Annotated in this window: 22 protein-coding genes; 5 read left to right on the top strand and 17 right to left on the bottom strand. The window is 38.4% G+C overall.

What is annotated here, in order from left to right; translation table 11 throughout:
• Nucleotides 1–182 precede the first annotated feature (182 nt).
• Together RMB13_RS09645 and RMB13_RS09650 are read right to left on the bottom strand one after the other, a co-directional pair.
• Nucleotides 183–986 (bottom strand): serine/threonine-protein kinase, encoded by an 804-nt coding sequence (locus tag RMB13_RS09645; protein WP_311085141.1) that lies wholly within the window; start codon nt 984–986, stop codon nt 183–185.
• On the bottom strand, nt 973–2,481 hold the full coding sequence (locus RMB13_RS09650; protein WP_005306944.1) for a DUF3336 domain-containing protein: 1,509 nt from the start codon (nt 2,479–2,481) through the stop codon (nt 973–975). The genes RMB13_RS09645 and RMB13_RS09650 overlap by 14 nt, the downstream gene beginning before the upstream one ends.
• Nucleotides 2,482–2,658: 177 nt before the next feature.
• Here RMB13_RS09650 and RMB13_RS09655 point away from each other — a divergent pair, with 177 nt between their 5' ends.
• On the top strand, nt 2,659–3,540 hold the full coding sequence (locus RMB13_RS09655) for an ATP-binding protein (protein ID WP_311085142.1): 882 nt from the start codon (nt 2,659–2,661) through the stop codon (nt 3,538–3,540).
• Nucleotides 3,541–3,650: 110 nt separating this feature from the next.
• On the top strand, nt 3,651–4,748 hold the full coding sequence (locus RMB13_RS09660) for a DUF6670 family protein (RefSeq protein ID WP_311085143.1): 1,098 nt from the start codon (nt 3,651–3,653) through the stop codon (nt 4,746–4,748).
• Between the two features lie 8 nt (nt 4,749–4,756).
• Here RMB13_RS09660 and tsaD read toward each other — a convergent pair whose 3' ends face one another.
• Nucleotides 4,757–5,767, bottom strand: coding sequence for a tRNA (adenosine(37)-N6)-threonylcarbamoyltransferase complex transferase subunit TsaD (gene tsaD / locus RMB13_RS09665; RefSeq protein WP_311085144.1), 1,011 nt, complete (start codon nt 5,765–5,767; stop codon nt 4,757–4,759).
• A 145-nt stretch (nt 5,768–5,912) separates the two neighbouring features.
• Here tsaD and rpsU point away from each other — a divergent pair, with 145 nt between their 5' ends.
• Together rpsU and RMB13_RS09675 are read left to right on the top strand one after the other, a co-directional pair.
• Complete coding sequence (gene rpsU, locus RMB13_RS09670; protein WP_001136722.1) at nt 5,913–6,128, top strand: 30S ribosomal protein S21; 216 nt, start codon at nt 5,913–5,915, stop codon at nt 6,126–6,128.
• A 25-nt stretch (nt 6,129–6,153) separates the two neighbouring features.
• Entirely contained in the window at nt 6,154–6,600 is a 447-nt protein-coding gene (locus tag RMB13_RS09675; RefSeq protein ID WP_311085145.1) for a GatB/YqeY domain-containing protein, read from the top strand.
• A 90-nt stretch (nt 6,601–6,690) separates the two neighbouring features.
• Here RMB13_RS09675 and RMB13_RS09680 read toward each other — a convergent pair whose 3' ends face one another.
• The 12 genes from RMB13_RS09680 to RMB13_RS09735 all read right to left on the bottom strand — a co-directional run bounded on the left by RMB13_RS09680 (nt 6,691) and on the right by RMB13_RS09735 (nt 19,045).
• Nucleotides 6,691–8,118 (bottom strand): M48 family metalloprotease, encoded by a 1,428-nt coding sequence (locus RMB13_RS09680; protein WP_311085304.1) that lies wholly within the window; start codon nt 8,116–8,118, stop codon nt 6,691–6,693.
• Nucleotides 8,119–8,260: 142 nt separating this feature from the next.
• Nucleotides 8,261–9,226: a D-glycerate dehydrogenase gene (locus tag RMB13_RS09685; RefSeq protein ID WP_311085146.1), complete on the bottom strand. Its 966-nt coding sequence runs from the start codon at nt 9,224–9,226 to the stop codon at nt 8,261–8,263.
• Nucleotides 9,227–9,237: 11 nt separating this feature from the next.
• Nucleotides 9,238–9,885: a hypothetical protein gene (locus tag RMB13_RS09690; protein ID WP_311085305.1), complete on the bottom strand. Its 648-nt coding sequence runs from the start codon at nt 9,883–9,885 to the stop codon at nt 9,238–9,240.
• Between the two features lie 100 nt (nt 9,886–9,985).
• Nucleotides 9,986–11,875: a M48 family metalloprotease gene (locus RMB13_RS09695; protein WP_080758364.1), complete on the bottom strand. Its 1,890-nt coding sequence runs from the start codon at nt 11,873–11,875 to the stop codon at nt 9,986–9,988.
• Between the two features lie 78 nt (nt 11,876–11,953).
• Complete coding sequence (purF, locus tag RMB13_RS09700) at nt 11,954–13,495, bottom strand: amidophosphoribosyltransferase (RefSeq protein WP_017391993.1); 1,542 nt, start codon at nt 13,493–13,495, stop codon at nt 11,954–11,956.
• A gap of 25 nt (nt 13,496–13,520) precedes the next feature.
• A complete protein-coding gene (locus RMB13_RS09705; RefSeq protein ID WP_004643443.1) occupies nt 13,521–14,108 on the bottom strand; it encodes a CvpA family protein in 588 nt (195 codons plus the stop codon).
• Nucleotides 14,109–14,114: 6 nt separating this feature from the next.
• Nucleotides 14,115–15,119 (bottom strand): quinone-dependent dihydroorotate dehydrogenase, encoded by a 1,005-nt coding sequence (locus tag RMB13_RS09710; RefSeq protein WP_017391991.1) that lies wholly within the window; start codon nt 15,117–15,119, stop codon nt 14,115–14,117.
• Between the two features lie 89 nt (nt 15,120–15,208).
• Nucleotides 15,209–15,688: a type II secretion system protein GspM gene (gene gspM, locus RMB13_RS09715; protein ID WP_151743252.1), complete on the bottom strand. Its 480-nt coding sequence runs from the start codon at nt 15,686–15,688 to the stop codon at nt 15,209–15,211.
• Nucleotides 15,688–16,827, bottom strand: a complete 1,140-nt coding sequence (gene gspL, locus RMB13_RS09720) for a type II secretion system protein GspL (protein WP_311085147.1) — start codon at nt 16,825–16,827, stop codon at nt 15,688–15,690. The genes gspM and gspL overlap by 1 nt, the downstream gene beginning before the upstream one ends.
• Before the next feature lie 22 nt (nt 16,828–16,849).
• The gene (locus tag RMB13_RS09725; protein ID WP_311085148.1) at nt 16,850–17,305 is read right to left on the bottom strand and encodes a phosphoglycerate mutase family protein; all 456 of its coding nucleotides are present in this window, start codon (nt 17,303–17,305) and stop codon (nt 16,850–16,852) included.
• Nucleotides 17,306–17,361: 56 nt separating this feature from the next.
• Entirely contained in the window at nt 17,362–18,435 is a 1,074-nt protein-coding gene (locus tag RMB13_RS09730) for an NAD(P)H-dependent glycerol-3-phosphate dehydrogenase (RefSeq protein WP_003650743.1), read from the bottom strand.
• A 34-nt stretch (nt 18,436–18,469) separates the two neighbouring features.
• On the bottom strand, nt 18,470–19,045 hold the full coding sequence (locus RMB13_RS09735; RefSeq protein ID WP_003650741.1) for a nitroreductase: 576 nt from the start codon (nt 19,043–19,045) through the stop codon (nt 18,470–18,472).
• A 210-nt stretch (nt 19,046–19,255) separates the two neighbouring features.
• Between RMB13_RS09735 and RMB13_RS09740 the strand changes: the two genes are divergently transcribed.
• Nucleotides 19,256–19,636 (top strand): hypothetical protein, encoded by a 381-nt coding sequence (locus tag RMB13_RS09740; protein WP_003650739.1) that lies wholly within the window; start codon nt 19,256–19,258, stop codon nt 19,634–19,636.
• A gap of 38 nt (nt 19,637–19,674) precedes the next feature.
• On the opposite strand, the gene rhlB is transcribed toward RMB13_RS09740, so the two are convergent.
• Nucleotides 19,675–20,826 (bottom strand): ATP-dependent RNA helicase RhlB, encoded by a 1,152-nt coding sequence (gene rhlB / locus RMB13_RS09745; protein ID WP_003650737.1) that lies wholly within the window; start codon nt 20,824–20,826, stop codon nt 19,675–19,677.
• 102 nt (nt 20,827–20,928) lie between these two features.
• Complete coding sequence (locus RMB13_RS09750; RefSeq protein WP_000126912.1) at nt 20,929–21,141, bottom strand: cold-shock protein; 213 nt, start codon at nt 21,139–21,141, stop codon at nt 20,929–20,931.
• Between the last annotated feature and the right edge of the window lie 98 nt (nt 21,142–21,239).

The following is a 21,239-nucleotide window of genomic DNA, read 5'->3' on the forward strand; positions in this document are numbered from 1 at the left end:
GCGAAGAGACTCGAACTCTTACACCTTGCGGCGCTGGAACCTAAATCCAGTGCGTCTACCAATTTCGCCACGCCCCCGATGGCTGTGTATATTAGCGATAAGATCTAACAGTGACAAGTGTTTTTTTTCTAAAAAAAACTGACCGTGTAAATTGTATACAGATACTAGATCAATGATTTTTATCAGATTGAAACTGCTTTTAAACAATTGAGCGCTTCAAACGCGTTTGCAAACCTATTTTTTTGTTGTTTTTGCAATAAACCTGAAAGTAATGGATAAAAATTCATAAACTGTGTTGGTAATTGAATGGTTAAATTTTGGCAATGCAATACTGCCCAATCATAGTAATTCCCTGCTTCTAAGCGAGTTTGGGCTAACCATTCATACAAAACAATTCCAAGTGCATATAAATCGCTTTGTACACTCTTGCCATGACCTTGATAAAGTTCAGGTGCCATATAACGTGGTGTTGCATCCATCACTGAATCTGAACTCGTCAAAAGTCGGGCTTTCTCAAAATCAATCAAGTAAGGTTTTTGCTGAAACTTTCGAAAGTGTTCTCTTTTAATATCTCCATGAATCCAACCTAATCTATGAAGTTCCGAGAGCTTATCTAGTGCGAACCAAATCGTACGGTACACATCTGTTAAATTAGTTTCATGAGACAATGAACCAAACCACAAACCAGTATCAGGTAAAATTAAAACCTGACCTAAAGAATGGCTTAATTGAGGAATGGTACTAACTTCGATTAATTTATGGGGTAAAAGCCATGCAGGTTTCTTGTGATTAATTTCTTCGTAAAACAATTGTTCATGTATGAAATCTTGCTCACTTTGAACATACGTTTCAGGCAAGTGATATTTTAACCAATAGTTTCTAGCATCTACAGAACATGTCCATAGATGCCGTCCTAAAGCTGAACTTCTGGGCTTTGTAACATATGTTAAGTTTTCTATATGAGAAGCAAAATCATGCTTCAGCATAGTACGACTCTGGCTGTTGTTGCTTTTCTTCAAAACGCAAAACTTCTAAGCAATGCTGAATCGTCTTGCCAATACGAGCATGGGTCTCAATCGAAGAAATTTTTGGCCAAGTCGCGCGTTCCCCTTCTCGTTGCAAACGTTTAAACAAATGTGGACGCGGGTTTTGCAAAGTATAGGTATAGTGACTCAAGCCATATTTAGCAATAATATTAACATCGCCATAATAACGCTGCCCCATTACGCCATATCCATGATCGAGTAATCTCCTAATCGGAGAAATAGAACCAAGTCTTTGACGCGTAAAGTCCATAAGTCCCATCGATAGTACTTTGCCTTGACGTCTTAAAATACGTTCGGGCCAACTTAAAACGTCTTTACGAAAGCGATCTGCATCATTTTGCATAAATGGCACAATATGCGGGTTCACTTGACTGGCGATGGTGTAATTTAAATTATATAGACGCGCCATTCTTTCTTGCGGAAAATCATTTCTTACACTGCCATCAACCCATTTTGTATTTGCCATATAAGGTGTATGTTCACCGTCATAACGTTTACTGGTTAAACGCACTGGTGGAAATAATACAGGTACAGCACATGAAGCCAACACAGCACTCCATACCAAAACGTTAGGGGTCATAATGGCATTCATAATTCGCGGGTTTTCTGTTGCATCATAGGGAGCAACCGCCACATTAATATTTAAACCAGATTTTTTGAAAGCTTCCTCAAAAGTAAGATCGCCTAAGTTTTCAACAAGGAATTTTTTCAAATAGTGCACATCGGCAATTCCACCATTTCCTTTAATGAGTTCACGAAGTTTTCTAAAATGAAAAGCATCACTAAAGAATTGTTCTCCATTTAATAAATTTTGAACATCTTCACTGGCAGAAGTTCCAAGCATGCCTGTCATAATTGCCCCTGCACTTGAGCCAGACAACACTTTAGGCATTAAATCCTGTTCAATTAAAGCTTTACACACCCCTGTGTGAAAAAGACCTAAAGTCGCTCCACCCGAGAACATAAGAGCCGGTTGTCCATATGCTTTTTCACAATTTTCAAAAAACTCAATTTTTTCTTTGCGTTGGAAAGTAATACATTCACTTGAAGCTATATAGGCCAAGCTTTGGCTAACTTCTTCAATATAGTCTTCAATTAGTTTTTTTGTGCCCACATGAGTTGCAGCAAAAAGCATAGGGTGACCAATATTTGCTATATCGTAGGTTAGGCCTTCTTTGAGTAGATAAATGAGGTCTAACGTTCGATGTTGCTGGCGGTATCTTTTCAGTAAGGTATATCGATAAGAAATGAGCTCTGCATCGAAATAAGGTGAACTATTATCGAATTTCCACTCTTGCACCCCTGTTTCTTCATCTAGTTTTAATGCAAAAGACTTCCACTCTTCATAAGATTCAGCCATGTCTAATTGACGTTGTAATTTTTTGATACGGTAAGCCTGATGCGGATTCATATCACTTCGTATTTTTTCAAACATATTTCGTCCTCATCTTCACAGATGATTTTACTGAATAGACATGACCACACTATGCGCGGTCTGAACATTTCAATCAATTGCAAAACCGATAAACTGTATAGCAACAACTTTTTTGTCAGCCTGTTAATTTCGGTGTTAGTATCCTAGTAAATTACTGTTTAACATGATTGACTTACCATGGCTACCATTGATTTACCAGACAATTTAGTTCAGACATTATCACTTGTATTAAATCAGTTACAGCAGGTCTTACCTGAACCTAAACAAGAAACAGATTTTACTGCACCTGCTTTTAGATGGGAAAATCAGCAACTTAAAGCCATCCATACCCCAAAGAATATTTATTTAGATGACTTAAAAGGCATTGAACGCCAAAAAGAAAAAATCATTCAAAATACTTTGCAATTTTTAAATGGCTTACCAGCAAATGATGTTCTTCTAACTGGCTCACGTGGTACAGGTAAATCATCTATTGTTCGTGCTTTATTGACTGAATATGCCCCTCAAGGGTTACGTTTAATTGAAATTGAACGTGATGACTTGGCAGATTTACCTAAAATTCAAAAAATCATTCAAAATCGGCCTGAAAAATACATCGTATATTGCGATGACTTGGCTTTTAATGCTGAAGATGAAAACTATCGTAGTTTAAAAAGTGTATTGGATGGCTCATTACAATCTGGTGCGAGTAATTTTATTATTTATGCGACCAGTAACCGTCGCCATTTGTTACCCGAATTCATGCATGAAAATACACCTGTAACCAAGGTAGATGTTCCTCAATATACTGAACTACACCCTCAAGAAGCGATTGAAGAAAAGATCTCTTTGTCAGATCGTTTTGGTTTGTGGTTATCTTTTTATCCAATGGATCAGAATTTATATTTAGAAATCGTAGAACATTATATTCAAAAGGCAAATATGCCTTTTAATGATGAAGTTCGTGCCGAGAGTTTACGTTGGTGCCAAATGCGTGGTCAGCGCTCTGGCCGCGCTGCTTACCAGTTCTCAAAGCATTGGATTGGTTTAAATGGGTTAAAACAGTTGTCTAATAATTAAATGACGAATGTCCCGCAAAGCCTTGGCTTTGGCCTGAAAACCGCTTAGATTTGGCAGTTGTTTTTCATAACCTAAAACAAAGATAGTCCTATCCTTATTTAGGTTTATATATGAAAAAACAATTGCCAAAAATTTCCATAGGCAGCAAAGTCCTTGGTAAAAGCTTATTGCTCGTGCAAGGTGCCTTGGATCAAGCAGAAAAATACTCAACTCTTCCTTTTACTCAGTCTCATATCATCCGCCCACGAGTTGACGAAAAATATTATAGCTGGACACATTACGGTATCTTTTTTCCACTTTTACCCGAACCGCATCGTTATCTAAACATTATGATTTTATTAGGCACGCCCGGTGCGCTAGCCTTTGATCATGACAACATAATTAATGAAGCCCCCAGAAAAACAGCCACGTTCTTTTCAAGTACTGCCGCGGTTGAGCAAGCTTTGCTTAAGGCGTATATCATTCCAAAAGAGACACAAATTAATAAAGATGGAAACTTAATAGAACTAGGCAAAGAAATTTCAATTCAAGGAAAATTCCCGAAATTTCATATCCATGGACATTATGATGGGCTTGATTTCGACTTTGATATTGATGTTACAACACATGTTTCATGGTTTATAAAAACACCAATTTATGATCATTTTAGTTTATTGGCAAAGTTTAAAGGCTTTTTAAGTTATCAAGCAGAACGTATTGAAAGTGAAGGACTCTGTACGTATGAATATGCACGAGCAGCTGGTCCACATAGTTTCATAAACAAACTTCTTCCTGACGCTTATAAACTGCCGCTTGATTTTTTTACTTATCAAATTATTAATTTAAACGAGACCACTCAACTTCTTCTTACTAAAGCAGATATTGCGGGACAGACGGTCGCTTACACCCTCCATATTAGATATCTTGATCAGCCAGCTGAAATTTATACAGATGTTAGCTTTGACGTTATTTCTCATCAAGTCGATGACTACATCTCACCGACTGGAGAAAAAATGCGACTTCCGAAATACTTTTCGTGGATTGCTCGAAATGAGAATAAACAAATTATTTTGAATATTCAGGCAGAAATTGACTGCCCATTCCGCTATGGTCATGGGCGTGGTTATGCTAGTGGCTATAAATTTACTGGTAATTACTTCGGCAATGAAGTTCAAGGCCGTGGTTATATCGAATACATTGATATCGAAAACCAAGAAGCTTTTAAATAGGAATACTTTTACTCAGGAATAGTTAATTCCGTCATTGGCCAACGTGGTGTCGTGGTTACAGCCAAACCATCATGTTGTCCTGCTTTTAAACGTTGATAACCAGCAAAAGCAATCATTGCACCATTATCAGTACATAAGGCAGGTTCAGCATAGTAAACTTGTGCCTTAATTTTACCCAATGAAGTTTCCAACTGTTCACGTAATCGTAAATTTGCGCTTACGCCACCTGCGATAACTAAACGTTTCAGTCCAGTTTGCTTTAGAGCTTTTACTGATTTTTTTACCAAAGTATCTACAATTGCTTCTTGGAATGAAGCTGCAATATCCGCGACTCGGTTTTCACCATTCAATTTTTTCAATTGCACAGAAACCGCTGTTTTTAAACCACTAAAAGAAAAATCTAAACCTTGGTGAAGCATTGGTCGCGGAAATTCAAATGCTGACGGATTACCACTTAAAGCTAATTTTGCAATATTTGGACCGCCTGGGTATGGCAAGCTCATCATTTTTGCAACTTTATCAAAAGCTTCTCCAGCTGCATCATCAATAGACTCACCCAAGAGTTCATATTGACCAATACCGTGAGCTGCCATTAATTGTGTATGTCCACCAGAAACTAATAAAGCCACAAATGGAAATTCGGGTGGCTGACTTGAAAGTAGAGGTGCCAACATGTGCCCCTCCATATGATGAACACCAATTGCAGGTTTATTTAAAGAAAAAGCTAAAGTTCTTCCAAATAAAGCCCCTGTCATTAAGGCTCCCATTAAGCCAGGACCACGCGTATAAGCAACTGCATCAATCTCTTGTTTTTTTATTCCACTTTGTTCAAGCAGTTGATTCATTAAAGGAATTAATTTACGAACATGGTCACGAGAAGCAAGTTCAGGTACTACCCCACCATATTCGGCATGAAGTTTAATCTGGCTATAAAGAACCTGTCCCCGTAAGCCGAGTTCGCTATCATAAAGTGCCAACCCTGTTTCATCACAAGAAGTTTCCAAGCCTAAAACAATCATCAAAACTGCCTTTTATATGAGTCAAAATATTGCAATCGCTATTATAGACTTGTGATATGAGTTGTAAATGAGTAAAATACTGACCTTCACTTGTGATCCGGCACAATAGTGTGCTTGATCTTATCCATAATCTAGAGGATTTTACATGCCACAAGTTAAGTTGAAAGAAGGCGAACCAGTTGACGTAGCTATCCGTCGTTTCAAACGTTCATGCGAAAAAGCTGGTGTTTTAGCTGACGTTCGTAAACGCGAATTCTACGAAAAACCAACTCAAGAACGTAAGCGTAAAAAAGCTGCTGCAGTTAAACGCTACCAAAAGAAATTGGCTCGCGAATCTGTACGTACTACTCGCCTTTACTAATTAATTTGTGATTGACTGCTGAATTATGACTACTTTAAAAAACCAAATTACTGATGCATTAAAAACTTCTATGCGTGCCAAAGATATGGCAACAGTGACGGTTTTGCGTAGTCTACAAGCAGCAATTAAGCAAATCGAAGTCGATGAGCGCATAGAGCTTGGCGACGCTCAGGTTCTTGCGGTCATTGAAAAGCAAATTAAACAACGTAAAGAATCGATCAAAGCCTTTGAAGGTGCTGGTCGTGATGATTTAGCTAGTAAAGAACAAGCCGAAGCTGAGATTTTATCTCAGTTTCTACCAGAAGCTATGACTGAGGAAGAGCTTGATTCTCTCATTGAGCAAACGATTTCTGCTCAAGAAGCAACTAGCATGAAAGATATGGGTAAGGTGATGAATTCTCTACGTCCGATCATAGCCGGGCGTGCCGATCCTTCTATCGTTTCAGCAAAAATTAAAGTTAAATTAGCTTAATTTCCTCTCTTAAATTTTATATTCCTTCAAACCAAAATTCCTTTTAGTTTGTGCATATTTGCATATCTGAAAAATTTAAAAGATATATTTTTAGATTTTCATTCGTCGCTCATCTTGCATTTGTTTTAATCTGCTGTCTATTCTAGCCGACATTGCTTGATTGTCTTTTGCCAATCGCTGAGCATGTAACATCGATTTAATTGCATTCTCTTCACTCCCCGACCAATATTCAGCTTCCGCCCGATAGCGTAAAACATTAACTGCTCTCAACTTTCCTGCTTTATCCAAATTCGCAGCTTGCTGTAAAAATTGCCAACCTTGTATATCTCTTGAGTTTTTATTAATAAATCGCTGAACAAGCGTTTGAACTTGTGCAAATTTTCCTTGACGTAATAGCACCTCAGCCAATTTATAGCTAAAAGCTCTATTTTCAGGCATAGTCATTTGTGTAGAAGCAATTGAGGAATAGGCTTGGTCAAGCTTGTTTTGCCCTAGATAAATATCTGTCTGCAATAGCGTAACAAGAGGTTTTCCACTAGATTTTGCCTGATCTAAGGTGGACTGCGCCTGTGTATAATCACCTTGTTTTACGTAAAAAGCTGCCAAAGCAATAAGACCAGCAATATTTTTTTGAGAGGCCAAACTCTGTAGTTTATTTTCAGTAGCCTGATTTGAAACCACCATTGTGTACCATTTTAAAATTTCAAAATCGGCATCATATATACGATTTTTGACTTTAGGCATCTGGTTCGCACGAAGTCGAGCCTCACTCATACGCTCAGTCGTCAATGGATGAGTCAGCCAGAAATCTGGTAAAAAACTTACCCGACTCGTCGCACGGTGCATTGTTTCAAAATAGTCTGCCATACTTTGAGGGTTATAACCCGCTGCATACATATATTGCATGCCAATACGGTCTGCTTCACGTTCCTGATTTCGACTATATGTTAACTGGCTATCCATTAGTGCAGCCTGTGTTCCCAACATCACTGCTGCCCCAGCATCTCCACCGCCCTGTGCAGCGATTGCCACGCCCGCCAAAAGCCCAGCTAAACTTAATAAAGTTTGCCCCTTAAAGGCTTCCTCCGAACGACTAAAATGTCTTTGAGATACGTGTGCAATTTCATGCGCCATAACCCCAGCAATTTCATCAATATTGCGAGCTGAAGCAATAAGGCCAGTATTAAGCGCGAATAAACCACCCGGAACAGCAAACGCATTAATTTGTGGATCCTTAATTACAACTAGACCAATAGGCTGACCAAGTTGAGTCTCACTCAAAATACTTGAAAATACTTGGAAAAATTGGTCTTCGAGCCAGATATCTTGGAGAACTGGCATTTGTTTATGAACTTCACGGAATACTTTTTCACCAATAAATTTTTCTTTTTGTTGATCAAGCAAACCTATCCCACTTCCAATATTTGGAATTTCCACCTGATTCGCAGATGACCGAGGGTCGAAAGACTGTGCATACGCAGCATTTGCTATAAAAGTCGCACTTAAAATAACTGGCAAAAATCTCAAAAGTTTTTCTCTATTAAAATTAAACCATAAAAAAAGTCTACTGATGTGAACCATAAAAAATGATGTTCAATCAATAGACTTTTACTATATCACTGGAAATCGACTAGTTTTGCAATGAAGTGTTATTCATCACTTATATAAAGTTTGGGTTTACCAGATATCTAGGTGTTTTATCTTCTAAAGCCTCAACCAGATTTTTATAGGCGAGATTTGCCATTTTTTTACGGGTTTCTGCAGTAGCTGAACCTACATGAGGTAAAGTGACTACGTTCGGCAGTTTAAAAAGTGCTGAATCTTGCAAAGGTTCTTTTTCATACACATCTAAACCAGCAGCAAAGATCTGATTTTGCTGTAAAGCCTCAATCAAAGCTTGCTCATCAACTACCGAACCGCGTGCAATATTAATAAAAATAGCGTGTTTCTGCATAAGCTCAAATTGAGCTTTGCCCATTAAAGCTTTCGATTCGTTATTTAAATCAACTGCAGTTACTACAAAATCGGACTGCTGTAGTAATTGATCCAAACCAAGATATTGTGCGTTTAACGGCTCAGCTAATTCAGGCTTTTCACGACGATTATGGTAAACAATATTCATGTTGAATCCATAAAAACCACGTCGAGCAATTGCAGCCCCAATATTACCAAGCCCAATAATTCCTAGTGTTTTTCCAAAAACATCTAAACCGAACTGCTGAGGCCCTACAGTTCTTTTCCATTCACCTTGTTTTGTCCAATGATCAAGAAAAGGAACTTTTCTAGCAGCGCTCAGTAATAATGTAAAAGCAAGATCAGCTGTTGTTTCTGTTAAAACATGAGGCGTATTTGATAACCAGATTTTTCTTTGATTTAAATAAGCCACATCATAATTGTCATAGCCCACCGTTACAGATGAAATAATTTTTAGTTTTTGGGCTGGTGCAAGGTTACTTTCATTCAGTAACCGTCCTGCACCAATCATCCCGTCAGCATCTACAACGTGTTGTCGTATTTGTTCATTAATATCACCCAGTTTTGGGTTAAGAACTACAACATGATAATTCTGTTGTAATTGAGACAAAATTTCTTCATCAATTTGGCTAAATACTACAACTTTTTTCATGTAAATCCCTGCTACTCGTTGTTATCTTGCATTAATTTCCATAACCTTTTTTTAAGGAGTGGTTTCTCCAGCATTTCTTTTAAACTTGCTAAATAAATAATATTCGCATGTTGAATATAAGAACAATCACCAAGACACAATATCTTTTTCTCTGCTGCGACAGCATCTAAAAAGCCTTGTATATATGAACCGGCACCCCGCTGATCTTGATAAGTCGCTAAAGGGAAAGGCCATTTCAATTCAGCATATTGCCCTATTTTTGCTTTTTGTATGTTGCTCCAAAGCTGTTTTTCTTCTTCGCTTAAATTCGTAACATCTAAAAAAATAACACATTTTTCAAAAGCAAAAGCCTGTAGCTCAAATGATGCGATCTTAATTACAGGCGCTTGCACTTCATTGTAAGGCTCTATAACAGGCTGAACATCTATTGAAACTGGTGCCACAATTTCAGGTTCAACTTTTGGAATCTCGTTGATTTGTGGCTTTGTGGGCTGCTCAAGAACGGCTGGTTCTACAGAAGGCAATATAATCGGTTCAGGTTGTTCAACAACATGATCTCGCCAAAGGCTTTGAGCATTATTTTTTTGGCACACCTGTGTCTTAGGAATCCATAAATCAATTCCTAAAGTTGCCAGTATATTTCTTTGCTGCCCAATCATGTTTGAATCAATACCTCTACTCAATCTACATTCTAACGGGCTTCAGTTTTTTTTTCAGTGTTTTATTTCGTTCAGCTGTTTTTATAATCGTAGATGTCTTTTAAATAATCATAACACTATTTCTTTTTTGCATTTGCTCAACAATTTCTTCTGTCTCAAAGCCGAAACGCCAATAAAGCAATTCAAGTACATCCAACTCATCTTGAGTAATGATGCGATCGCTCCACAAGCACATTTCCGCAATCGCTAAAATACTCAGACGGTCTCGCAACAATAAACCCGCAATATCATTTAAAATTTCAGCAAGATCTAAAGGCTCATCCGAAATTTCATCATAAATATTCATTTCATCAGGATTGAGCAAAGAACGTAAAATACGATCACGGACTTCTAACTGATTTGGGCTGTTAATTTGTTGAACATGAAGTAAAGCATCAACCAAGCGAACAATTTGGGGTTTTACTTCTTCAAATGCAGTTGGTAAATGCAGCGGCATCAAATTCAGTTCATATTTAACCCGTTCTAACAAAAGTGCATCCAGCAACCCAATCTCGCCATCTTCTTGAATAATGAGCGCTAGTTTTGTGAGAAATTGCCGCGCAATACTTGCTGGCATATGTCCAATATTTTTACAGGCATCATGGAATATCTGAATATGAATACGACCATCCAGATTTAATAAGGCATCAATAATGGCATGGCTAACTGGCGCATCTTTAGGGATGAATTCTCGATATTGACGAATCATCAAAATAGCCACCATTACTTCACGTGACCCTGTAGCCGTTTGTAGCGCACGCTGAATTAGCTCAGGGCGCTTTTTATTGCGACGCACATCACTACTAAGGGGCTTAATCGCATCATTTAGTGCAAAACTAATAGGCGACAACCTTAGTAAAGGCAAGGGCTGTGGAGATGACCACGGAATATAAATTTCTTTCTCAGATTCCTCTAAAAAATGAAATAAGCTAAATAACGGACGGTTACGTAGTTTTTTTAAATTTTCTAATTGTAAATCTTGTAGCAAAGTCGGGTTTAATTCATAAATGCGCTCACGAATACTCGGATGAATATTCATCCAGCTTTGAGGGCTAAGTGAGTTTGCAAAACACATATGTGCGATTGATTCTGAATAAGCACTATGAATTTGAGAACCGGAATGGTGAACATAAATACGCAATAAAGTCTGGGTATTCGCACTATTTTTTAATAATCGTACTGTTTTTTGGTCATTACGAAATGTGCGACCACTCAAAGTTAAATACTTAATAAATCGTGTAATCAATACACCAAGGCTACCCGCCAACCAAATTACCCCACCAACTGCAACAAAGACGGTTTCAAATTTATGTTTATAGCCGGGACTATAGCGTTTAAAACCTTGTTTCGCTAATTTACTCCCCCACTGACTAAAGGTTGTTAATCCACTATATAGAATCTTTAATTTAGTGTTTTCAACTGCTTCACCCGATAAAATCTGATTAAACTCATGACCTAATAAGCCATATAGCTCAAGTTTATCCAGATTCTGCAAGGCTCCCCATGTCAGAATAATCACAATATCTTTAGGGTGAAAACCTGCTGTGAGTGCATTGACCCCGACTTCATCAGGTAAAACATACAAGGTTGGAACTTTTAGTGAGAAATTCTGCGCCAAATTTTCTGTAATTTTTAATGCCGCAAGTTCTTCTGGGGTACTTTCTTCTTTCACCAAACGGCGTGCTTTAAGTTGTTTCGCTAAAGAATGTCCACCTTTACGTAGAATATAAAGTTCGGTAACTACCGACCAAACCATAATAAAAAGTAATAGTACGACAAAATAAGGACTTAAAGTGTGCCACCAAATGGGCTGACTATAATCAAAAAAATGAACGAGCAAACCTAAAATTAAATTTAAAATAAAAATAGTAAGCAGCACAGCAACCAAACACATAGTGATGGACCATGCCATATTCTTATTTTCGATTAGATAGTGGCTTACTTCTTTCAATGTAAATAATCCCAATTACATTGTTAGGTTTCATCATAAAAGAAAAAAGCGGGAAACACCCGCTTTTTTCAGCTATTCCTATTCTTCTTTAATGCCTGTTAGATCTACAGAAGCTGCGTCAACATTCACATCAATGTAACCATCTTTTTTCTTTTTAGCAGAATCATTACGCTTCTGCTCCAAATTATTTAGATAAGCACCATCAATATCACCTGTTACATAGATTCCATCAAATACAGAGCAATCAAACTCAGTTAGATCAGGCACTTTGCTGGTACGTACAGCATTTTTCAAGTCTTCCAATTCTTGAAAAACCAAACGATCCGCACCAATAATTTCTTGGATCTCTTCTACACTGCGTTCTGAAGCAATTAGCTCAGTTTTAGCAGGCATATCAATACCGTAAACGTTTGGATACATAACCTGAGGTGCAGCTGATGCAAAGTATACTTTTTTTGCACCAGAATCACGTGCCATCTGGATGATTTCGTTACAGGTAGTACCACGAACAATTGAGTCATCAACTAATAAAACGTTCTTGCCTTTAAATTCCAACTCAACAGGGTTTAATTTCTGACGTACAGATTTTTTACGCTGTTGCTGGCCTGGCATAATGAAGGTACGACCGATATAACGGTTTTTCATAAAACCTTCACGGAACTTAACACCTAGAATATTTGCAAGTTCTAATGCTGAAGTACGGCTCGTATCTGGAATTGGAATAACCACATCAATATCGTGGTCTTCACCCCAGTCACGTAAAATTTTATGAGCAAGCTTTTCACCCATTTTTAAACGGGCTTTATAAACTGAAATTCCATCAATGATGGCATCAGGACGTGCAAAATAAACATATTCAAAAATACATGGGCGGTATTTTGGATTAGCCGCACATTGTCTTGAGAACAATTCACCATCAGCAGTGATAAAAATTGCTTCACCAGGTTCAATGTCACGCTCAATTTTAAAACCAAGCGCTGTAATAGCAACTGATTCAGAAGCGATGATGTATTCCATCTCGCCTTGTTCAGTCATACGTGAACCATAAATGAGTGGGCGGATACCGTTTGGATCGCGGAAACCAACTAAACCATGACCGGTAATCATCGCCACTACGCCATATGCACCTAGACAGCGCTCGTGTACACGAGTAACTGTATGGAAAATATCATCTGGTGTAGGGTTTAAAGTACCGTTCTTCTGCAACTCATGCGCGAATACGTTCAAAAGAACTTCTGAGTCCGAATCTGTATTCATATGACGTAAATCTGTTTTAAACAGGTCATCATGAATATCTTCAGCATTGGTTAAATTACCATTATGTGCAAGCGTAATACCGTAAGGTGAGTTCACATAAAATGGTTGTGCTTCAGCACTGCTAGCAGAACCAGCAGTTGGATAACGTACATGGCCAATACCATAATTACCAAGTAATGCTCTCATATGACGAGTATGAAAAACATCACGCACCATACCGTTATCCTTACGAAGGAAAAGACGGCCTTCATGGCAGGTTACTATTCCAGCTGCATCTTGCCCACGATGTTGCAACATCGTTAAAGCATCAAACAACATTTGGTTCACTGGCGATTTACCGGCTATACCAACAACTCCACACATAGCAACCTCGCAGACAAGCTAGGAATTAATAAAAAGGATTCTTTGTCGAATGGTCGGATCGGTTTTCTAAATCTTCCGATTCGCCCATTGGTTTTGAAGGGGTGCTTGATGCACTACCTCCAGATGTTATTTGATGAAATGCCTCACTTGCTGCATCTTTAGACAATTCGGTAGCTAAAGGCGCATAAGGCAATAAAAATTGTATAAGTTTGGACTGTTTCCAGTGTGGTGAACTTTCAACCCAAGGCCCTACGCCCTGCATTGTAATCAACACAACCAACAAGCCTTTTAAAGAACCAAAAGCACCACCCGCTAAACGATTTAATGGCCCCAATTTCAGACTTTTCAAGAGGCCATTTAAAAATGCAGTGACGATCCATGTTAAAACAATGATCATAAGTGCGATAAATGCGAAAGCTGCAATTTTTTGAACAACCGGATCATGACTTAAACCTGACATGGACGGCGCAAGAAGGACAGCATATTTTGCACCCATAATTAATGCAATGATCCATCCTACCAAGTTCGCAAAGGCTTTGATAAATCCTTGTCGCAAACCGTTTAGCCCCCCAATGAGCAAAAGTATCAGAATAATGATATCAATTGTGTTCATATTCACTTAAGTCATGGCTGCAACACATTGTTTTACTAATATAGGACCGGTATAAATCAATCCGCTATAGATCTGTACTAGTGTTGCTCCAGCTTGTTGTTTGGCTGCTGCTTGTTCACCCGACAAAATTCCACCCACGCCAATTAATGGGATTTGTCCTTTTAACGTTTGGGCAAATAAACGTAAGCATTCGGTACTTTTTTCAAAAACAGGCGCACCTGATAAGCCACCCGACTCATTACCATAAGGAAGATTCTCTACACCTTCTCTAGATAAAGTCGTATTGGTAACGATTAAACCATCAATTTTAAATTGCAATAATTGTGCTGCAATAAACTCGACATCTTCTGCTGTTAAATCAGGCGCAACTTTTAAAACCAAAGGAACATAATGGTTATATTGCTCGGCAAGCTCAAGTTGTCTTTCTTTTAAGGTTTGCAATAATTCAGTTAATGCATCACCACTTTGTAAACTTCTTAAGTTCTTAGTATTTGGAGATGAGATATTAACGGTAATATAAGAAGCGTAGTTATAAACTTTCTCAAGGCAAATCAGGTAATCATCAACAGCCTTTTCTACAGGCGTATCTGCATTCTTACCAATATTAATGCCTAGAATTCCTTTAAATTTTGAAGCTTTGACATTCTCAACAAGTTTATCAACACCATCATTATTAAAACCCATGCGGTTAATAATGGCTTTCGCTTCAGGAATACGGAACAATCGTGGTTGTGGATTACCCGACTGAGGACGAGGTGTAATTGTTCCAATTTCAATAAAACCGAAACCCAGTCCAGCTAAAGAATCAATATGTGCACCATTCTTATCAAGTCCAGCTGCCAAACCTACCGGATTTGGAAATTCAATTCCCATACAGGTTGTTGGTTTTGATTCTACGCTCTGGCGCAGCAGGCCGAACTTATGTGCTTTATCAAGCATAGATAATGTTAATTCATGGGCACGCTCTGGTGCTAAACTAAACAACATCGGGCGAGCAAGTGAATATAACATACCAATCACAGTCTACTGATTTTAGGTAGGCATATTATAGGCACAGGTAGCACAAAACACCATGCTTAAGAACAGCATATTTTAATATGTTATTGAACCGTCGCTGTTAATTTAATCTGTCCATCACTTGAAACCATTTCCATTTTTTCAATACTTAAGCCCATTTGCGCAAGTTGGGTTAAAAAGTTCGCTAAAATTGCATAATTCTGATGAGTAACAATAATTTGTAACTGCTCACCATTTTGTTGAGAAGTGACTGTTAAGCCTTGTTGCTGAGCTACTCGTTGTATTTTTTCCGATTGGCCTAATTCGAGTTCATTCGCTGGCTTCATGGTAACTGCATTACTCTGCATCCATACCATTAAATCTTTTAAATCATTTAACCGTTTTTGCTGTTGTTCTGCCAACGAATGCATTTTCCAAAGCGAAGCACCCACAATGGTAACCACAACAAAAATTGTAGTAAAGACCACCATAACCCGCTCACGCACAGTTAAACGATCTAAATATTGAGTGACTTGTTCAATCCACTGGTCAAAGCGGTTTTGCAATTGAGTTATCATTTTCATTATTGTATTTTCACCACCCCAATTGCCCCACCACCATCAGCTTGAACATTACCCAGCTCAGCTTTGAATCCCTGCTGGTTAAGTTGCTGTGTTAAAGCTTGCAAATCATCTGCCGACTTTGCTTTTAATGCCATGGTCAGTGTTGAAGCATCATAATTTAACTGCTGAGCTAAAATTTGTCTTTGCATTAAAATAGGTCCAACACGGCTCAATAAAGAAAGTGCTTGTGTATCACCTTGCTTACTCATGCGTAAATGACTTTCAAATTGGCTTTTTATATTTTGCTCATTTACCCGACTTGAAGGACCAAACCAATATTTATATTGCTCGACCGTCTGTTCGGCGGTTTGATTAGCCACATTTCTTAACTTTATCCAACGCAAAAAATCATAACTAAACTGAACCACTATAATTGCTAAAACAATAGCGGCACACGCTTTCCAGTACCCAGAAACAGTATGCTCTTGTCCTTTAGCTTTAGGCAGAACATTAAAAGGATGCTGTTTGGGTTTATCTAAACCCTGAAATTGATAAATAAATTCAGAATGATGCTCGGCATCTGATGCTGCCACCAAGCTTTCGAGTTGCTCTGTTGTCAAACCACTATATTGATAATGAGTTTCGACTGATTGAAACTCTAAAAATAATGCTAAATCATCTAGCGAATTACCCACCCATTTACTTTCACGCACAAGTAATTTCTGGTCAATATTACATAAGACCACTTGCTGCTCTTGAGGTTCCGGTAAAATTAGAAAGTCTGGCAATAAAGCAACGAGTTTAATAGGCAGCAAAGTCAACGCATGCTGCCATGTTTCCACTGTTGTTTTTGCCACTCCCAATACGGTTAATTGATCAGCATGAAAATGATGCACCACTTTCATATGATCAATAGGCAAAGTTACAAATTCTTCAAGCAAATATTTAACACCATCTGCCCCTAGTTGCTTGTAATGAGACTTTGCCATGTGCTGCTGGAGTACCTGAGCATGGCGACTAGGGAAAAAGATGACAGCTTCTTTTCCTTGATGTAATTGCAGGTCTTGTATTAATTGCTCAAGACTTGCTGCCTGCAACCAGTTTTCTCCGTTAGACCAATGCCATATTCCATTGGTTTCAGGCATCCATAAATACAGCATAATGGGCTAAATGACCTTTTAATTATATTGTGGGTATAAAACTATTTTTTTGTGTTGATAAACCAGTTGCAATAACAGCCTGATCATAAATTCGGGCTTCGGCAAGTACAAATGGATTAAAGTTTTCATGTGTTAGTAGTTCAGCAATATGCCCTACCACGTTCATATGACACACGACTACAATTGACTCATAAGGAACCTGAGACAACCACTCAACTGCTTCTTTCGCATTATCATCTGGTTTAATTTTATCGCATAACAGCACAGGAACATCTTTAAAATAAGCTTGAATATGCGCCAATGTCTCTTGAGCACGCAATAAAGGACTAACTACAAAAATATCAGGCTTAACAATATCTTTTAAAAATGTTGCTGTCTGCTCAGCTTGAGCATGCCCACGAGCGGTAAGTGGACGTTTAGTGTCATTACCATTCACTGGAGGAGCGGCTTCCCCATGACGAACCAATGTCAGTTGCATAAATATTCCTTGTTAATAATTCTTGCATTATAACCGTAATTTATGACATTTCTTCTTCAGACTTCATGATGAGGTAAAACAAACTCAACATCACTACGGTGTCCATTTTTCATAAGAGATAAAGCAATATTTAAAGGTGGCGCACCCTCAAAAATAACCTCATATAAGGCATTGGTAATAGGCATATATACGTCAAGTTCTTCTGCCTTACCACGCACCTGAACAATCGTATTAATTCCTTCAGCGGTTTGCCCCAACTCTTTACTCGCTTGGTCAAGTGTTTTACCTGAACCTAAAGCATAACCAATCTGATAATTACGGCTTAAAGGGCTATTACAGGTTGCAAATAAATCACCAACGCCAGATAAACCTAAGAACGTTAACGGGTTTGCCCCTTGTTTGACTGCAAAACGGCTCATTTCAGCCAAGGCACGCGTTAAAATCATACTCTTGGTATTTTCACCAATCTTGTAAGCAGCACCAATTCCCATTGCAACTGCATAAATATTTTTAAGTGCGCCCCCTAGTTCAACACCATGCACATCATCACTACCGAAAACTCGGAATAAAGCACTATGAAGAGCATGCTGCACAGCATAACGAACTAACTCAGAATCACTGGCAATAACAGTACCCGATGGCATACCTGCCATAATCTCCTTAGCGAGATTTGGTCCAGATAACACACCATAAGGAACTTCTGGTAATTCTTCACGAATAATATCGCTCATGAAGCTAAAAGTTTTAGCCTCGACGCCCTTCGTTAGAGAGACAACCGCTTGTGCCGTAATAAAAGGCGCAATTTGTTTTAATACATCACGAAATGAATGACTAGGAATTGCCACCAAAATAATATCTCGATCACACACGGCTTGTTCTAGATCAGACACAGCGCGTAATGATGACTCTAAAACAAAGTCTGGCAAATAACGTTTATTAATATGGGTTTTATTGATTTCTTCTGCTGTTTCGGCATCACGAATCCAGATCATGGTGTCGCAACCATTACGTGCAGCTAAATTGGCCATCGCCGTACCAAAGCTACCTCCACCTAACACAGTAATACGTAATGCTGTTTTTTTATCAACCGCAACAGGTTCCACTAAATCTGTAAACTTAAATTCAGCCATGCTTTATTATCCTATTTCTTACTTTTGAGGCTCGTTAAGCCTGCCAAACCTTTACAAATTCTTTACTTTCAATCTCTGCACGCGGTGCAATCGCTTTAGCTGCTGTGCCCACATAAATAATACCTGAAATTAAATCATGTGGTTGCAATCCTAAATGCTGCTTTAACCAATTTGATTCAACAACCGCGCCACTACGCCACATGGTGGAAAAGCCTTGAACTTGTAAAGACAATAAAAGGTTCTGTACGGCAGCCCCAGTACTTAAAATCTGTTCAAAATGCGGAACCTTAGGATGGTCTTGCAATTGCGTAAGCGCTAAAATGAGTAAAGGCGCGCGAAAAGGATGTTGCTTAACTCGTTCAAGTTGCGCTGAGTCAGTTTCACCCAAATCAGCCAGTGCTTTTGCTAAAACCTCACCAAATGCAGCACGTTGTTCAGCCTCGATAACAACAAAACGTGTTGGTTTAAGTCTATGATGGTCAGGAGCAGTTAAAGCAGCTTGAAAAGCCAACTCTAATTGATCTGCATTTGGTGCAGGCTCAATCAATTGGCCAATAGATTGACGTTGGTGAATATTCTGATGAATTATCTGTGTTGCTGAATCCGTCATTAATATTGATCTAACTCAAAAAATTCAAAATAGATTAGCATAATCTACAGATAATCCACCATTGTATCTAGAACATAAAAAACAACGAGCTCATGCTTTGACATATTTTTAAGACAAAACATCAAAACTAATACAACGTCTTCAAAGTCAATTAGAAAACTTGTGTTCAAATAGTGAGATCTTTTGACGATTAACGATATTAGGTGAAACATGAAAAAAATAATTTTAGCGAGTGCATTGAGCAGTGTTGTTTTATTACTAGGAGCTTGTGCCACTACCCCTAAAAACACCTTGGCGGTTCAAAAAGAAAATAATCAATTTGAAGTCACCGGCATTGGTAAAACAAATCTAATTGCAAAAAATAATGCGATTACTGCCGCTCAAAAAACTTGTTCAAAAAGCACCAGCCCTGTTGTGGTAGATGAAAAAACAACATACAACGGTGTATTAAAAGATGTAGTAAGCGAGAAAACAGGCCAAATGGTTGAAGCAGCAGCTGGTGTGATTGGCACATTAACTGGTAAAAATGCATCTCTAGCAAAAGATGATGATTATCAAACAACACTTACCTTCTATTGCAAAATTAATTAATCAAAAAAAATCCCAATCAAATGATTGGGATTTTTTTATTAGCAATAACCCTCTATACGGGTTAATGGCAATTTCTTACCAATTGCTTTTTCAATTTCCGGCAAATAAAAAGCATCATCTTCTGAAAGAAAACTAATACTTACACCTTGTGACCCAGCACGGCCTGTACGGCCAATACGGTGCACATAATCGTCTGACTGCTCAGGTAAGGTATAGTTAACCACATGAGATACGCCATCAACATGAATACCACGGCCAGCAACATCAGTTGCGATCATGATGTTATTTTTACCCTGCTTAAACTGGTCTAACATTTTTAAACGTTTATCTTGAGCAATTTCACCTGAAAGCATCCCGACCCGATATCCATCTCTCTTTAAATGGTCATAAAGACGGCGCACTTGATCACGTCGATTAGCAAAAATCATGACTTTATCGATAGGCTCTTCACGCAAAATATCTTGTAGCAAACGATATTTATCTTGCTTAGCTACTACATAAACACGTTGCTCAACATCGTTATTGGTTTTTTGCTCAGGCTCAATTTCAACAGTGATTGGCTCAAACAACCATTGTCTCGCCAAATTAAGCACGTCATAACTAAAAGTAGCCGAGAACATGAGGGTTTGACGTTCTTCCTTACGCGGGGAATAACGCACGATACGTTTTACAGACGGAATAAAACCCATGTCCAATAAGCGATCTGCTTCATCAATTACTAGGAATTCAATTTGATCGAGCCAAACTTCTTTTTGTTCTACAAAATCAATTAGACGCCCAGGCGTGGCAACCATGATATCGACAAAATTAGCATCTAGCTGTTTCTTTTGCTTATCAAAATCTACGCCACCTAATAGTGTCACGACGTGTAAATCTGAAAATTTTGTGAGTAACTTCGCATCGCTTTCAATTTGCAATGCCAATTCACGAGTAGGCGCCAAAATCAAGGCACGTGGCTCACCACGAAAGCGCTGCTCTTGAATCGGGTTATGTAACAAGTCATTAATTACACTAATCAGGAAAGCAGCAGTTTTACCTGTTCCTGTTTGTGCTCTACCAATTGCATCATGCCCGCCCAACGTATATTTTAAAACCTTTTGCTGAATCGGGGTCATTTGCTTAAACCCTAAAGCATCAATCGCCTTTTTAAGTTGCGGATGTAAATTCAAGGTTTCAAAACCAGATGTCATAAATACGTGCTCTAACAAACAATCTCTCTAATGAGAAGATCATTATAAACAAAAACGCCCCAATTCAAAAATTGGAGCGTCCGTGATTCATCAAAAGATGAATTAGTCTAAAGGCTGAACGTTCTCAGCTTGAAAACCTTTTTGACCTTGTACTACACTAAATTCTACGCGTTGGCCGTCACGTAAAGAACGGTGACCGTCACCAACGATTGCACGGAAATGAACGAATACGTCGTCACCGCCGTTACGTTGAATAAAGCCAAAACCTTTAGTGTCGTTAAACCACTTTACTACGCCTTGTTCGCGAGCTGTCATAAGTCAATCCTCAGATGTTGAAAAAAGGACCTTCCGGTGTTGCAAACAGCAGAGCAAACAAGTTTTTAAAATATTTATAATCTTAAAGCTTGTAATCA

The organism is Acinetobacter sp. V102_4 (assembly GCF_031799005.1).
In the GTDB taxonomy this organism is placed as follows: Bacteria; Pseudomonadota; Gammaproteobacteria; order Pseudomonadales; family Moraxellaceae; genus Acinetobacter; species Acinetobacter calcoaceticus.

What these genes read in the sequence shown, in the direction of transcription:
- rpsU (WP_001136722.1), top strand. Translation starts at nt 5,913, where the DNA reads ATGCCACAAGTTAAGTTGAAAGAAGGCGAACCAGTTGACGTAGCTATC.
- RMB13_RS09725 (WP_311085148.1), bottom strand. Translation starts at nt 17,305, where the DNA reads ATGCAACTGACATTGGTTCGTCATGGGGAAGCCGCTCCTCCAGTGAAT.
- rhlB (WP_003650737.1), bottom strand. Translation starts at nt 20,826, where the DNA reads ATGACATCTGGTTTTGAAACCTTGAATTTACATCCGCAACTTAAAAAG.
- RMB13_RS09705 (WP_004643443.1), bottom strand. Translation starts at nt 14,108, where the DNA reads ATGAACACAATTGATATCATTATTCTGATACTTTTGCTCATTGGGGGG.
- RMB13_RS09660 (WP_311085143.1), top strand. Translation starts at nt 3,651, where the DNA reads ATGAAAAAACAATTGCCAAAAATTTCCATAGGCAGCAAAGTCCTTGGT.
- RMB13_RS09675 (WP_311085145.1), top strand. Translation starts at nt 6,154, where the DNA reads ATGACTACTTTAAAAAACCAAATTACTGATGCATTAAAAACTTCTATG.
- RMB13_RS09740 (WP_003650739.1), top strand. Translation starts at nt 19,256, where the DNA reads ATGAAAAAAATAATTTTAGCGAGTGCATTGAGCAGTGTTGTTTTATTA.
- tsaD (WP_311085144.1), bottom strand. Translation starts at nt 5,767, where the DNA reads ATGATTGTTTTAGGCTTGGAAACTTCTTGTGATGAAACAGGGTTGGCA.
- RMB13_RS09750 (WP_000126912.1), bottom strand. Translation starts at nt 21,141, where the DNA reads ATGACAGCTCGCGAACAAGGCGTAGTAAAGTGGTTTAACGACACTAAA.
- gspM (WP_151743252.1), bottom strand. Translation starts at nt 15,688, where the DNA reads ATGAAAATGATAACTCAATTGCAAAACCGCTTTGACCAGTGGATTGAA.
- RMB13_RS09655 (WP_311085142.1), top strand. Translation starts at nt 2,659, where the DNA reads ATGGCTACCATTGATTTACCAGACAATTTAGTTCAGACATTATCACTT.
- purF (WP_017391993.1), bottom strand. Translation starts at nt 13,495, where the DNA reads ATGTGTGGAGTTGTTGGTATAGCCGGTAAATCGCCAGTGAACCAAATG.
- RMB13_RS09710 (WP_017391991.1), bottom strand. Translation starts at nt 15,119, where the DNA reads ATGTTATATTCACTTGCTCGCCCGATGTTGTTTAGTTTAGCACCAGAG.
- RMB13_RS09690 (WP_311085305.1), bottom strand. Translation starts at nt 9,885, where the DNA reads ATGATTGGGCAGCAAAGAAATATACTGGCAACTTTAGGAATTGATTTA.
- RMB13_RS09730 (WP_003650743.1), bottom strand. Translation starts at nt 18,435, where the DNA reads ATGGCTGAATTTAAGTTTACAGATTTAGTGGAACCTGTTGCGGTTGAT.
- RMB13_RS09650 (WP_005306944.1), bottom strand. Translation starts at nt 2,481, where the DNA reads ATGTTTGAAAAAATACGAAGTGATATGAATCCGCATCAGGCTTACCGT.
- RMB13_RS09645 (WP_311085141.1), bottom strand. Translation starts at nt 986, where the DNA reads ATGCTGAAGCATGATTTTGCTTCTCATATAGAAAACTTAACATATGTT.
- RMB13_RS09735 (WP_003650741.1), bottom strand. Translation starts at nt 19,045, where the DNA reads ATGACGGATTCAGCAACACAGATAATTCATCAGAATATTCACCAACGT.
- RMB13_RS09685 (WP_311085146.1), bottom strand. Translation starts at nt 9,226, where the DNA reads ATGAAAAAAGTTGTAGTATTTAGCCAAATTGATGAAGAAATTTTGTCT.
- gspL (WP_311085147.1), bottom strand. Translation starts at nt 16,827, where the DNA reads ATGCTGTATTTATGGATGCCTGAAACCAATGGAATATGGCATTGGTCT.